Source organism: Brevundimonas sp. NIBR10, from assembly GCF_027912515.1.
Classification (GTDB): Bacteria; Pseudomonadota; Alphaproteobacteria; order Caulobacterales; family Caulobacteraceae; genus Brevundimonas.
The window spans coordinates 1-13,543 of record NZ_CP115464.1; the positions used below are offsets into that span (position 1 = coordinate 1).

Here is a 13,543-nt window from a genome sequence, read left to right on the forward strand (position 1 = left end):
ATGCAGGGGGGCTTGGCGGTGGCGAGCATGACGGACCCGGACCGGATCTGGACCGAGGCGGCGGTGCGACTGCGCGCGGAAATCGGCGAGGGGCCGTTCAGCTCCTACATCGCGCCCTCGGCCGTGCGCGCCGATGCGGCCGGCCAGCTGATCTTGGTCACCCCGACCGCCTATGCCCGCGACTGGGTGCGCAAGAACGCCCTGCGTCGCATGAACGAGCTGTGGCTGGGCCTGGACGGCCTGTCGCGCCGGCTCGAGGTCCGTTGCCGCGCCGAGGTCGGTTCGCCGGCCCCGGCCATGTCCGTAAACATCGCCAATGACACCGCTTCCCCGGCCTTGGCCCCTGCCCCGATGGCGACCGTGGCCCCGGTCACCGACGGCCCGCGCGCCGTCCGTGCCGCCGGTCTGCAGGAGCGGCTGACCTTCGACAGTTTCGTGGAGGGGCAAGGCAACGCCTTCGCCTTGGCCATCGCGCGCCAGACCGCGTCCTGGGCCGACGGCCATTTCAACCCGATCTTCTTCTGCGGCCCCTATGGCTACGGCAAGACCCATCTGCTGAACGCCATCGCGTGGGAGGCCCAGCGCCTGCGGCCCGAGGCCAAGGTGGTCTATCTGACCGCCGAACGCTTCCTGTCGACCTTCGTGCGGGCCATGCAGGACCGTTCGACCGCCGCCTTCAAGGAGAGCCTCCGCTCGGCCGACATGCTGCTGCTGGACGACGTCCAGTTCGTGGGCGGCAAGGCCTCCACGCAAGAGGAGCTGCTCTCGACCCTGACCGCCCTGATCGAGGACGGCAAACGGATCGTGCTGTCGGCCGACCGTCCGCCCATGGCCCTGTCCGAGGTCGAGCCCCGGCTGCGCAGCCACCTGGCCGCCGGCCTGACCTGCCCCGTAGAGCCCGCCGACCGGGCGCTGAAGATCGCGGTGGCCCAGAACCGCCTTGCGGCCTTTGCCCGCCTGGGCCTGGTCCAGGGCGAGGCCCAGCGCGAGGTGCTGGAGCAGATGGTCGATCGCACCCCCGGCTCGGTCCGTGAGCTGGAAGGCGCCGTCAACACCCTGGCCGCCGCGGCCGGTCCTCGCCTGTCGAGCCTGGGCGTCGATGAGGCCCTGACCCTGCTGGGCGCGGCCCTGCGCGGGGGCCCAGAGCGCCGGATTACCGTCGACGAGATCCAGAAGACGGTGGCCGAACATTTCAACATGAAGCAGGTCGATCTGCTGAGCGAACGCCGGACCCGGGCCATCGCCCGGCCGCGCCAGATCGCCATGTATCTGTGCAAGCAGCACACGACCCGGTCCTATCCCGACATCGGCCGCCGCTTCGGTGGGCGCGACCACACCACCGTCCTGCACGGGGTTCGCAAGATCGAGGAACTGCTGCCCGCCGACGACCAGATCGCCCGCGACGTCGAGGCCCTGACCCGCAAGCTGCGGGGCTAGGCCAGCCTTCGCGCTGCCTCGAGGTCGGCCGGGTTGTCGACCGACAGGGGGGCCTCGCCGATAACGGCGGCCCAGATCGACAGGCCCATCTCCAGGGCCCGCAACTGCTCCAGCTTCTCGCGGGTCTCCAGCGGCGACGGGGGGGCGGCGCAGAAGCGCGTCAGGGCCTCGCGGCGATAGCCGTAGATGCCGATGTGACGCCAGACGGGGGCGTCGCCGTACAGGGTCGAGCGGGTGAAATACAGGGCCCGGCCGTGCCGCTGGCCCTCCTCGATCGCCAGCACCGCCTTGACCACATCGACATTGGTCCGGTCCGAAGGATCGGCCTCCGTGGCCACCAGGGTGGCGATGTCGCAGGTGGGCTCTCCATGCAACAGGGCCGCGCAGGCGGTGGCCAGGCCCGGATCGGCGAACGGCATGTCGCCCTGCAGGTTGATGACGGCGTCGTATTCGCCGTCCGGGTCCAGGGCCTCCAGCGCGGCGCGGATGCGATCCGATCCCGAGGGCAGGCCGGGGTCGGTCAGGACGGCCGTGCCGCCGATCCCGGTGATGGCATCCACGATGGCCTGGTCCCCCGCCGCGACCGCGACCGGCAGGCCCGAAGCCAGGGCCCCCTCATAGGCGCGCACGATCATCGGCTTGCCGCCGATGTCGGCCAGGGGCTTGTTCGGCAACCGGGTCGCGGCCATCCGGGCGGGGATCAGGACGAGGGGATTCATGCGGGTCTTTCGCAACTGGATTAGGCTGCGACGCTAGAGCGTCATCGTTTCAGGGGGAAGCCGCTCCCGGCCGGTTGCGAACCTCGCCGGGCCGTGTCAGAGACGCCCACGCAAGGATATCGCCCATCCGTGCAGCGCAATCGTGCTGTACGTCCGGGCCCAGAGACGGGATGCGACGACGCGTATGAGCGGCGATCTGAAGTGGAACAAGATTTTCGGCGCCGGTCTGGCGACGGCTTTCGTGATTATCGGCGTCCAGCAGGTGTCCACGCACCTGTATGCGACCCATGAGCCCGAGAAGATGGGCTATTTCATCAACGCGCCCGAAGAGGCCGAGGGCGGCGCCGAGGAAGTCGAACTGCTGCCCGACTGGGGTACGGTCCTGCCGATCGCCGACGTCGCGGCCGGCGAAGCCGCCTTCGCGCGCTGCAAGGCCTGTCACACCGATTCCAACGGCGGCCCCAACGGCATCGGTCCCAACCTGTGGGGCATCGTCGGTCGTCCCGTCGCGGGCCACGCCGGCTTCGCCTATTCCGACGCCATGAAGGGCCATGTCGCAGACACTGCGACCTGGACGCTGGACGCGCTGGACGAGTTCATCAAGGCCCCGCAGAAGGTCGTCGCCGGCACCAAGATGTCGTTCGCCGGCCTGCGTGACACCCCGACCCGGGTCAACCTGATCGCCTATCTGATCAGCCAGGGCTCGACCGGCTTCGCCATTCCGGCACCGGATCCCACCCGTCAGCCCGGCGCCGCCCCCGCCGCCGCTCCGGCCGAGGGTGCCCCTGCCGAAACCACCCCCGATAGCGCAACGGCCCCGGCCGGCGCCGCTCCGGCGGATGCTCCCGTCGGCGCCGCCGCGACCCAGACCAGCCCGGCCGCTCCGGCGGCCGCGACCAGCCCGGCGCCGCCGAACAGCTGATCCCCCGGACCCGACGCGGATGACGGTCGATCCCGATCCCGCCGCACAGACCGAAGGCCGCGCGCGTCTCTCATGGCGTAGCGCGGTCTTTGTCGTTCTGGGCAATCTGATCGTGGCACTGGCGGCCTGAAAACCGACCGCCAGACCGCCAAACCGCCAGGCGCGCTCCATACAAATCAAGGACTTGAACGGCCGGCACGGACTACACCGCCAGATTATGAGAAATTCAAATCGCTGATGCGGTGTTCGGACCCGAACCTTTCAAAGACCTGTCGGGGCAGGTGGGAGCGGGCACGATCCAGCGCAAGGCCGAGGGGAGAATTTATTCCTGTCTTTCGGTGCGCGGCGAATCCGGCCCGGGATCAGGCGTCCGATCAGAAGGTGTCCAGCCGGCGGAACACAGGCGGCTGGAACCCACCCTCGGCATAGCGGGCCTCGGCTTCCGCCAGGGGCTCGGTGACGACCGCGCCGTGATGGCCGGTGGCGTGGATCAGGGTCTGGCCGTCCAGGGCCATGGCGGAATGGCCGGTGAAGGCGGTTTCGCCCGACGGGGCCAGCCAGATGACCAGATCGCCGCGTCGCAGGTCGGCGCGGTCCACCGCGCGGCCCAGTTCGGCCTGCCGGTCCGAATGACGCGGCCCCTCCCGGCCGCAGGCGTAGAGCGTCTGTTGCACCAGGCCCGAACAGTCGGTTAGGGTCGATGAGCGCGCGCCCAGGGCATGGGGCACGCCCAGCATCCGTTCGGCGACCGAAACGGGATCGGTCTCGAACTCGCCGATGGGCGACAGGTCCTCAAGTGCGACGCCCGACCACTGATGATGCACCAGGGCGTTGAGCGGCAGCACCGCCGAGACCGAGGCCACGCGGTGGGTGGCCAGGGGCGCACCGGCCGCCAGGGCCCAGCGGTTGACCCAGCCCACCGTCCCGTCCCGCCGCGCCCGACCCCAGACCCGGTCGCCGTCCCGGTCCAGCACGTCGAAGGCCTCGCCGAACAGCAGCTGATCGACGCGGGTCGCGGTCGCGGGATCGACGCCGTCATGGATGTCGAGGACGCCGACGGTCGCGTGCATGGCGCTGAGCGGACGGTAGGCCTTGGCGCGTACGAGTCCCTCGAGCCCCAGCTCGGCCAGATCGGGCCGAGCGAGCACGGTGCGCTCATCGAGGGCTGCGGATAGGGTCAAGCGAAGGCTCGTGCAGTTGGACCGGCGTTGTCGCACGGGAATCCCAAGGTCCGGTTAAGGGCGGGGAGTTCTCGATGCATTGCGGGCCGAATTCAGCGTCTGCTACTTCCGAGGGAATGCGGACCTTCGCGCAAACTCACACATACCAGTCCTGGCCGTGGAAGCCGCGTGCGCCCTCCAGGTCCAGCATGTACCGGCCGCTGTGCGGCGACAGGTCGAAGGCCATGTCCGTGTCGAACACATCGATCTCGTCCGCTCCCGGCAGGGTCTGGGGCCCGGCATCCTTGACCGCCGGTTCCTCGCCGATCGCCCCGGTTGCCCACAGGATGTCGGACGCCACCAGCGTCGTGTTGGCCAGGCCGATGACCATGTCGGTCGAGCCGTTGCCGCCCAGGTCCACGAACAGGAACGACCCCCCTTGCAGATAGGCGATGCCGAAGGTGTCCGCCGCCCCGGTCCGCACCAGACGCAGGTCCAGCCTGTCCGTCCCGGACACGAAGCCGAAGATGCCGTCCGTCGCCGCCGCCGTCGAGTCCGAGGCCGCCACATAGACGAAGGTATCCGCCCCCGCGTCGCCGAACATGGCGTCGGCCCCACCCCCGCCGGTGATGGTGTCGTTGCCCGCACCTCCAGCGATCGGATCGGCCAGCGACGTCCCGATCAGTACGTCATTGACGCTCGACCCGACCAGATAGATGCCGAACCCGTTGCCATAGGTGATGTCGGTGGCCTGCACCGTCCGTCCCGCCGCCGTGGTCAGGAACACGCCCTGGGCCGTCTCGGCGTAGATGAAGCTGGAGCCGTTGTCGGTCCTCAGGATCGAGATCGAGGTCGCGCCGATCAGTTGCAGGTCGACCCGGTCCTCGCCCGTGACGAAGTCGTACAGGTTGTCGAACCCGGTCGTCTGGTTGGAATCTCCCTGCGATACATAGCGGAACACGTCACGCCCGGCCCCACCCGCTATGGCGTCCGCGCCACCGCCGCCGGTGATGGTGTCGGCCCCGTCGTTGCCGACAAGAGGATCGGGACGTGACGAGCCGACGATGGTGTCATTCCCCTCCGAGCCGATGACATAAACTCCGAACGATCCCGTATAGGTGAAGTCGTTCGCATTCAGCGTCGCACCCGTGGCGAACAACTGGAACGCCCCGCCCGGCGTCTGGGCATAGACCACAGAGGCTCCGTTCAACCGCGCCACGCTGATCGAGGTCGCGCTCAGGGCGGTCAGGTCGATGGCGTCGAACTGGGTCACGAAGTCGGTGATGATATCCGACGACTCGGCCATCGAGTTCGATGAGATCTGATACTGAAATATGTCTGAGCCAGTGCCCCCCGTGAGGATGTCAGCCCCCCCGCCGCCAGCCAGTAGATCGTTGCCTTGGCCGCCGGCAATAACGTCTGTACCAGCCGCTCCATAAAGGAGGTCATCGCCGAGGCCTCCATCAACTATGTCATCGCCAGCAGCACCCAGGATCGTATCGCCCAACCGACCTCCGATCAGCAGGTCTGACTCTGAGGACCCGCTCATGAACGCCTGAAGAAATCGGTCGCCGCTTCCTGTTACGTCCCCCGCCTGAACCGCACCCGTGACGACAATTTCCGTCTGGCTACCCGGATGATCCACTCGCACCAATGTCGTCCCATTCGGATTTCGACCGATGTACAGGGAGTTCACGGAGTTGGGGACTTGAGAGAGAATTTCTCCTTCAACGATGATCGTGTCTATGCCGGTTTCAAAATCCGAGATTGAGTCAGCGCTCCCATTGGTGGAATCGCCAGCCACAAACACGAACACATCGCGACCGGCACCGCCCGATATCGTGTCGCTGCCTCGTCCTCCGCGCAGGACATCATCACCATCGCCGCCATTGAGGATATCGCTAGCGTCGAGCCCGATCAGGACGTCATCTCCAGCCAGTCCAGTGATCGTATCAGGACCAAGGGATCCAGTGAGCGTATCGTTGCCGCTTGTTCCGGTAAATGTCGGCATGAACTGCTCCTGAGGTATTCGGTACCCTACTTCCTGGTGATCCCGATGTTCAACCTTGAGGCTTCCAGGGCTTTCTCCATCGCGTTTGCCGTGACCGGCACGGGCACACGCATGGACAGCGCGCTAACGGTTTCAAAGTCAGACCGGATACCGCCGCTTGAGCATCTCGTAGCAGGCGCGCATCGCCTGGGCCTCGCCGCCTTCGGGCCAGCCGGGGCGGTTGCGGCTGTTCCAGGCGAAGATGTCCATGTGGGCCCAGGCGCCGGTGGCGGGGGCGAATTTCTGGAGGAAGAGGGCGGCGGTGATCGAGCCGCCTTGGGCCCAAGCGGCGGAATCGTTGCGGACATCGGCGATCTCGCTGTCGATCGAGGGCTTGTAGCCGGCCCACAGCGGCATCCGCCACAGGGGATCGCCGACTGTCGCCGAGGCGCTCAGCAGGTCGGCGGCCAGAGCCTCGTCGTCGGTATAGAGCGGTGGCAGGTCGGGACCGAGGGCGACGCGGGCGGCACCGGTCAGGGTGGCGAAATCCAGCGTCAGGTCCGGCGAATGCTCGCCCGCCCGGGTCAGGACGTCGGCCAGGATCAGGCGGCCTTCGGCATCCGTATTGCCGATCTCGATGGTCAGGCCCTTGCGGCTCGACAGGACGTCGCCCGGGCGAAAGGCGTCGGCCGAGACAGCGTTCTCCACCGCCGCGACCAGCACCACCAGCCGCACGCCCAGCCCGGCCTGCATGACCAGACGTCCCAGGGCCAGGGCGTGGGCGGCACCGCCCATGTCCTTTTTCATGTTTCGCATCCCGGCGGCGGACTTGAGGTCCAGCCCCCCGGTGTCGAACACCACCCCCTTCCCCACCAGGGCCACCAGCGGCAGGTCGGTGCGGGTCAGGTTCCAGCCGATCTCGATGACCCGAGGCGCGCGCTGGGTCGTCGCAGCGCGGCCGACCGCGTGGACGGCGGGATAGTTCTCGTCGAGCAGGGCGTCGCCCTCGATCACCGCGATGGAGGCGCCGACGCTTTCGGCGATCTCGCGGGCGATGGTCTCGATCTGGAGCGGACCCATGTCGGCGGCGGGGGTATCGACCATCTCCCGGGCGAGAGCACAGGCGGCGGCGATCCGCAGCGTCTCCTCGACATCGACGCCGGGGGGCGCGACCAGCCGCGCGGCCTCGCCGCCGTCGCGGGTCTTGTAGCGATCGAAGCGATAGCCGCCGAGCAGGAAGGCCAGGGCGGCCGCCGCCCCGTCCGCCTCGGCGAGGCCCTCCAGCCGATAGACCCCGCCGGGCAGTTTCGCCGCTAGGCCGCGCATGGATTTCGGATCGAACGTCTTGCCCGTCCCGAACAGGACCTCTGACAATGCCCCGTCATGGCCGGGGACCAGCAGCATCTGCCCCGCCTTGCCGGTGAAGGCATTGGCTGCGGCCCAGGTTCCGACGTGGCCTTCCAGCGCGGCGTCCGGTCCAACCAGACGGACCGGAACGGCGACGACGTCGGTTTCGGCGATCAGGATCGGAGGATGAAGCGACATGGCGGAACCTCAGAATGCAGAAGGGTCCGGACGCGAAACGTCCGGACCCTGTAAGGTCTAGCGGGTCGCCGCGATCATTTCGACCGCGACGAGGATCGCCGTGCCTATTGCTCCATTTCCGTGATGCGGATCTGGGCCGGGGCCGGGGTCTCGCCATAGGTGCCGACCCAGATGTCATAGACGCCGCTGAGCGGGGTCCGGTAGATGACGCCGGGGTTCAGCGACCCTTGCAGGTCGTCGCCGCAGTACCACTGGCCGTCCGGGCCGTTGACCACCAGGGTGGTGTCCTCGCGCGAGTCGACGCGGATGGTCAGGGCCAGGCCCTGCTGTGCGCCGTAGGTGATGCGGAAGTCGGGGGCCTCGGTGATCATGCCGACGCACTCGCCGCCCAGTGAGGAGGCATCGTTGGCGTTGCGGTCGCCGCCCGCCGTGATCCGCACCGTATAGGGGTCGGGCGTGAAGCCGGCATTCAGGTTCACCGAGCCGAAATTGGGCCGCAGCGACGGATCCTGGGCCGCTGCCGGCATCGCCGCCGCCATCATGGAACAGGCGATCGCAGCCGCGCCGAGGCGCATCGAAATTGTTGATTTCATGGATAGTCCCCCAGCGGGCAACAGGCCCGAATACCATCGTAAGCCGGATGCCGGATGAACGGAAGCTGAAGGGGCGGTCGTTAACCAATGCTTGACGCCGAAAGGGGATTCTCGACGCTCGATTTACGCAGGGATCGCCCATGTCGCGCCTCGCCATCCTCGCCACCGCCATCGCCCTTCTCGGCAGCCCCGTCCTGGCCGAAGAGCGCACGCCCGCGCCTGCCGCCACCCCCACGCCGGCCGGTTCCGTCGAGCGGGCCAACTATGACCGCGCCGACCCCCTGACCCGCTCGGTGTTCTGGGGCCGTCAGAACGAGATCGATCCGTCCGACCCGGTCGCCGGGGTCAAGGCGGCCCAGGCCCTGAGGGAACTGGGTCAGTACGATCAGGCCGCGACCCTGGCCCAGAGCGTGCTGCTGACACAGTCGTCCAACGTCGAGGCCATGCTGGAAGTCGGGCGCGCCCATATCGCGCGGGGCCAGGCCTTCTACGGCATCGGGCCGCTGGAACAGGCGCGGGCCCTGGCGCCGAACGACTGGCGGCCGCTGTCGCTGCTGGGCGTGGCCTATACCCAGGTGCGGCGGATCGAGGACGGCAAGGCGGCCTGGAACGAGGGCCTGCGGCTGTCGCGCGACAACCCCGACATCCTGACCAATGCCGCCATGGCCCTGACCGCCCAGGGCGATGCGCGCGGCGGCGAGGTCCTGCTGCGTCGCGCCGTGGCCCAGCCGGGCGCGACCCTGAAGACCCAGCTGAACCTGGCCCTGGTCCTGGGTCTGCAAGGCAATATGGGCGAGGCCGAACAGATCGTCCGCCGCGCCCTGCCGCCCGAGGCCGCCGACCGCAATCTGGCCTGGTTGCGCGACAAGACGGCGGGGGCCGCGGTACCGGTGCAGACGGACGGCGCATCGCCGGCCATGGCCCGGACCTGGGGCTCGTTGCAGGGGCAGTAGACTCATCGTCATTCCGGGCGCAGCGAAGCGGAGACCCGGAACGAGGCGGCGCGCGTGAGCGCGAACCTGTAACGCACGGGTCTGCATCCGGCATTTCGCCTGCGCTTCGCTTCGGCGCCGCCCTGTTCCGGGTCTCCGCTTCGCTACGCCCGGAATGACGAAAGGAGGATCGGTTTGATCGCCGGTTCTGATCACACTATCTACGCCCCATGATCGACGAGCTCTACAGCGCGCGTATCCTGTCGCTGGCGGCGAACCTGCCGCACAGCGGACGGCTACCTGCACCCGAGGGCACCGGAGAGCGGGTGGCCAAGTTGTGCGGGTCCAAGGCGGTCGTCGATGTCGTGCTGGATGATGCTGGTCGCGTCACCGACTTCGCTCAGGACGTGAAGGCCTGCGCTCTGGGTCAGGCCGCCGCGGGGGTGTTGGGCGAGGCTGTGATCGGGTCAACGGAGCCCGAGATCGAGGCCGCCCGCGACGCCACCCTGGCCATGCTGAAATCCGCCGGCGAGGGGCCTGTCGGTCGGTTCGAGGGCCTGCGTGCGCTGAAGCTGGTCGCCGACTATCCGGCCCGGCACGCCTCCACCCTAGTGTCGATCGAGGCGACGCTGGATGCCGTGCGTATGGCCCGGACGTCGCGAACTAGCCTCGCCGGCGCCGCCTGAGTTCCGCCCGGCCCCGAAGCGGGGTATGCGCAGACATCATGGCCCGCTCCGGCACATCCTTTTATGAACGCGGCGTCCGCGCGGCCCATCGGGGCTACAAGCTGACGCTGTCCCCCTGGTTCGGGCAGTCCTGCCGGTTCCTGCCGACCTGTTCGGACTATGGCCGCGACGCCCTGATCCAGCACGGACCGGTCAAAGGGGGATGGCTCACCGTGCGCAGGCTCTGTAAATGCCACCCCTTCGGCGGGTCGGGATACGACCCGGTTCCGCCTGTTGAGACCAAGCTTCCATGATCGACCTGACCTTCCCCGACGGCGCCGTGCGCCAGTACCCCGCCGACGCCACGGGCCGTGACGTGGCGACCTCGATCTCGCCATCGCTCGCCAAGAAGGCGGCCCTGATCGCGGTGGACGGGACCCTGCTCGATCTCGACGCCCCCGTGGGCCGGTCGGGCGCGCTCAAGATCATCATGCGCGACAGTCCGGAGGCGCTGGATACCCTGCGCCACGACGCCAGCCATGTGATGGCGCAAGCGGTTCAGGAGCTGTTCCCCGGCACCCAGGTCACCATCGGCCCGGCGATCGAGGACGGCTTCTACTACGACTTCGCCCGCGACGAGCCCTTCTCGACCGACGACTTCGCCAAGATCGAGAAGCGGATGGCCGAGATCGTCGATCGCGACGAAAAGATTCGCCGCGAGGTCCTGCCCCGGGACGAAGCCATTGCGCGGTTCGAGGCCATGGGCGAGACCTACAAGGCCGAGATCATCCGCGACCTGCCGCAGGGCGAGGACATCAGCGTCTATCACCAGGGCGCGACCTGGCAGGACCTGTGCCGGGGGCCGCACTTCCCCTCGACGAAGTTCGTCGGCAAGGCCTTCAAGCTGACCAAGCTGGCCGGGGCCTATTGGCGCGGCGATCATCGGAACGCCCAGCTGCAGCGCATCTATGCCACCGCCTGGGCCTCGAAGGAGGATCTGGACGCATACCTGCTTCGCATCGAGGAGGCCGAGAAGCGGGATCACCGCAGGATCGGCAAGGTCATGGGCCTGTTCCACATGCAGGAAGAGGGCCGGGGCATGGTCTTCTGGCACCCCAAGGGCTGGGTGCTGTGGCGGGTGCTTGAGGCCTATATGCGCCGCCGCCTGGACGCCGCCGGCTATGTCGAGGTCAAGACGCCCCAGGTTCTGGACCGGACGTTCTGGGAGAAGTCGGGCCACTGGGACAAGTACCGGCCAAACATGTTCGTCTGCGAGACGGTCGAGGGCGAGGTACTGTCGCTGAAACCCATGAACTGTCCGGGCCACGTCCAGATCTTCGATCAGGGCCAGAGGTCGTATCGCGAACTGCCGCTGCGGATGGCCGAGTTCGGGGCCTGTCACCGGTACGAGCCGTCGGGGGCCCTGCACGGCCTGATGCGGGTGCGCGGCTTCACCCAGGACGACGCCCACATCTTCTGTCGCGAGGACCAGATCGTCGAGGAGACGGCCCGGTTCATCGAACTGACCCGGATGATCCATTCCGACCTCGGCATGGAGACCCACCGCATCAACTTGGCCACCCGCCCGGAAGAGCGCGCGGGCACCGACGAATTCTGGGACAAGGCCGAGGGGCAGATGGCCGAGGCGGCGCGTCTGGCCGGGGTCGAACCGGTCATCGCCGAGGGCGACGGGGCCTTCTATGCGCCCAAGCTGGACTTCATCGTCAAGGACGCCATCGGCCGCGAATGGACCTGCGGCACGCTGCAGCTCGACTATGTCCTGCCCGAGCGGCTGGGGGCGGAATATGTCGGCGAGGACGGCCAGAAGCACCGGCCGGCCATGCTGCACCGGGCCATCCTGGGCTCGTTCGAGCGGTTCATCGGCATCATGATCGAGAACTACGCCGGAGCCTTTCCGCTGTGGCTCGCGCCGGTCCAGGCGGTGGTGGCGACCATCACCTCGGACGCCGACGGCTATGCCGAGGAGGTCGCGGCGAAACTCCGCGCGGCGGGCCTGCGGGTCGAGACCGACCTCAGAAACGAGAAGGTCGGCTACAAGGTGCGTGAGCACTCGGTCGGCAAGGTACCGGTGATCGCCGTGGTCGGCCGCAACGAGGCCGAGAAGGGCGAGGTGGCGATCCGTCGCCTGGGCTCACAGGCCCAGCAGGTGGTGTCGCTGGACGAAGCGATCCGCATCCTGACGGAAGAGGCGACGCCGCCGGATCTGAAATAGCGCCTCTCCCCGTTTAGATCCCCGCTGCCGCCGTCTCCGTCTCCGCCTCGTCATCCCCGGCGATGATCCGGGTCGCGGCCAGGTCGGCGGTGACATTGCCGATGGTACGCAGGATGTCGGGGATGACCTCGACCGCCAGCAGCAGGGGCAGGACGCCGATGGGGACGCCCATGGCCAGGCAGATGGGGCCGACGGAGGCGAAGAAGCTGACCTGGCCTGGCAGGCCGACCGAGGCGATCGAGACGGCGATGGCGGTCAGCCCCCCTGCGATCAGGGCCGCGATGCCGAGCGGCACGCCGTACAACTGGGCCGCGTAGAGACAGACGGCCAGGTTGGCGACGGGGCTGGTCAGGCGGAACACCGCCACCGCCAGCGGCAGGACCAGACCGGCCGAGGCATGGGAGACGCCCAGATAGTCCCGCGCGCGCTCCACCATCACCGGCAGACTGGCGAGGGACGACTGGGTCGAGAAGGCGACGACCTGGGCCGGGGCGATGGCCTGGCTGAACCGGCCGAAGCCGATCTTTCCGAAGACCCGCACCGCCAGATAGACCAGGATGATGACGCCGATCTGGCTGAGGCAGACGATGGCGATGTAGTGGCCCAGCACCCCGGCCGCGCCCACACCCGCCCTGAGGCCGACGCCCAGCGCCAGGGCGAACACCCCGATCGGGGCGGCCAGCAGGACCCAGTGGACGATGACCACCACGGCCTCGGCGGTCGCCTCGAAGAACAGGGCGAGCGGGGTGCGCAGCCGGGGTTCAAGCCGGGTCGCGGCGAAGCCGAAGGCGATGGCGAAAACGACGACGCCCAGAACTCCGTCGTCGGCTGCGGCCTTGATCAGGTTGGAGGGAGCCAGGCTGTTCAGAAAGGCCCGCAGGCCGTCGGTGTGGGCGGCCTCGCCCACGGCGGCGATCGTATCGCCGGGGATGCCCGACAGCAGGGCCTGGCCCGCCACCGGATCGATCGGCCAGAGGTTCAGCAGACCCAGCCCCGCCAGGATGGCGTAGATCGTCGACGCCGTCAGCATGATGCCGAACACCACGAGCGCCCGCACCGCCAGCCGCCCGGTCGAGGCCGCGTCGGCGATCGAGACGATCCCGGTGACCAGCATGGCGAAGACCAGGGGGATGACGGTGATCCTGAGCGCGTTCAGCCAGACCCCGCCCAGGGGTTCGACCGCCTCGATCGCACCGGTCAGCGCCGCCGACCCTGACACCTCGACAAGGGCCCCTACGACCAGGCCCAGGATCAGGGCCACCACCACCCACAGGCTCATCGACGACAGAAGGGCGCGCAGGCGCGATCGGGGGCGAGACATCGGCATTCGTCATCCTTAACATTCCC

General features: G+C 68.2%; 13 protein-coding genes. 7 read left to right on the forward strand and 6 right to left on the reverse strand.

Annotated elements, in window-relative coordinates; genetic code table 11:
- Positions 1–1,437 (forward strand): chromosomal replication initiator protein DnaA, encoded by a 1,437-nt coding sequence (gene dnaA / locus O5K39_RS00005; RefSeq protein ID WP_271145257.1) that lies wholly within the window; start codon positions 1–3, stop codon positions 1,435–1,437.
- Here the strand turns inward: dnaA and O5K39_RS00010 are convergent.
- Complete coding sequence (locus O5K39_RS00010) at positions 1,434–2,156, reverse strand: 3-deoxy-manno-octulosonate cytidylyltransferase (RefSeq protein WP_271145258.1); 723 nt, start codon at positions 2,154–2,156, stop codon at positions 1,434–1,436. The genes dnaA and O5K39_RS00010 overlap by 4 nt on opposite strands.
- Positions 2,157–2,340: 184 nt before the next feature.
- On the opposite strand from O5K39_RS00010, the gene O5K39_RS00015 reads away from it, so the two are divergent.
- Positions 2,341–3,078, forward strand: a complete 738-nt coding sequence (locus tag O5K39_RS00015; RefSeq protein ID WP_271145259.1) for a cytochrome c family protein — start codon at positions 2,341–2,343, stop codon at positions 3,076–3,078.
- A 374-nt stretch (positions 3,079–3,452) separates the two neighbouring features.
- Here O5K39_RS00015 and O5K39_RS00020 read toward each other — a convergent pair whose 3' ends face one another.
- Together O5K39_RS00020 and O5K39_RS00025 are read right to left on the reverse strand one after the other, a co-directional pair.
- Positions 3,453–4,259 (reverse strand): NlpC/P60 family protein, encoded by an 807-nt coding sequence (locus tag O5K39_RS00020; protein ID WP_271145260.1) that lies wholly within the window; start codon positions 4,257–4,259, stop codon positions 3,453–3,455.
- 136 nt (positions 4,260–4,395) lie between these two features.
- Positions 4,396–5,652 (reverse strand): M10 family metallopeptidase C-terminal domain-containing protein, encoded by a 1,257-nt coding sequence (locus O5K39_RS00025; protein ID WP_271147199.1) that lies wholly within the window; start codon positions 5,650–5,652, stop codon positions 4,396–4,398.
- On the opposite strand from O5K39_RS00025, the gene O5K39_RS00030 reads away from it, so the two are divergent.
- Positions 5,638–5,769: a hypothetical protein gene (locus O5K39_RS00030; protein WP_271147230.1), complete on the forward strand. Its 132-nt coding sequence runs from the start codon at positions 5,638–5,640 to the stop codon at positions 5,767–5,769. The two genes, O5K39_RS00025 and O5K39_RS00030, sit on opposite strands and share 15 nt — an antisense overlap.
- Positions 5,770–6,387: 618 nt before the next feature.
- Here the strand turns inward: O5K39_RS00030 and O5K39_RS00035 are convergent.
- Positions 6,388–7,773 (reverse strand): leucyl aminopeptidase family protein, encoded by a 1,386-nt coding sequence (locus tag O5K39_RS00035; RefSeq protein WP_271145261.1) that lies wholly within the window; start codon positions 7,771–7,773, stop codon positions 6,388–6,390.
- Positions 7,774–7,877: 104 nt separating this feature from the next.
- Positions 7,878–8,366 carry a peptidase S1 gene (locus O5K39_RS00040; RefSeq protein WP_271145262.1) on the reverse strand — a complete coding sequence of 163 codons (489 nt, stop codon included), beginning with the start codon at positions 8,364–8,366 and terminating at the stop codon, positions 7,878–7,880.
- A 140-nt stretch (positions 8,367–8,506) separates the two neighbouring features.
- On the opposite strand from O5K39_RS00040, the gene O5K39_RS00045 reads away from it, so the two are divergent.
- From O5K39_RS00045 to thrS, 4 genes are all read left to right on the forward strand, one after another.
- A complete protein-coding gene (locus tag O5K39_RS00045) occupies positions 8,507–9,319 on the forward strand; it encodes a tetratricopeptide repeat protein (protein WP_271145263.1) in 813 nt (270 codons plus the stop codon).
- A 209-nt stretch (positions 9,320–9,528) separates the two neighbouring features.
- Positions 9,529–9,984 (forward strand): iron-sulfur cluster assembly scaffold protein, encoded by a 456-nt coding sequence (locus tag O5K39_RS00050; protein ID WP_271145264.1) that lies wholly within the window; start codon positions 9,529–9,531, stop codon positions 9,982–9,984.
- Positions 9,985–10,022: 38 nt separating this feature from the next.
- The gene (gene yidD / locus O5K39_RS00055) at positions 10,023–10,277 is read left to right on the forward strand and encodes a membrane protein insertion efficiency factor YidD (RefSeq protein ID WP_271145265.1); all 255 of its coding nucleotides are present in this window, start codon (positions 10,023–10,025) and stop codon (positions 10,275–10,277) included.
- The gene (thrS, locus tag O5K39_RS00060; protein ID WP_271145266.1) at positions 10,274–12,196 is read left to right on the forward strand and encodes a threonine--tRNA ligase; all 1,923 of its coding nucleotides are present in this window, start codon (positions 10,274–10,276) and stop codon (positions 12,194–12,196) included. Before yidD ends, thrS begins: the two co-directional genes overlap by 4 nt.
- Before the next feature lie 13 nt (positions 12,197–12,209).
- Here the strand turns inward: thrS and O5K39_RS00065 are convergent, their stop codons facing one another.
- Positions 12,210–13,517, reverse strand: coding sequence for a dicarboxylate/amino acid:cation symporter (locus tag O5K39_RS00065; RefSeq protein ID WP_271145267.1), 1,308 nt, complete (start codon positions 13,515–13,517; stop codon positions 12,210–12,212).
- Positions 13,518–13,543 lie beyond the last annotated feature (26 nt).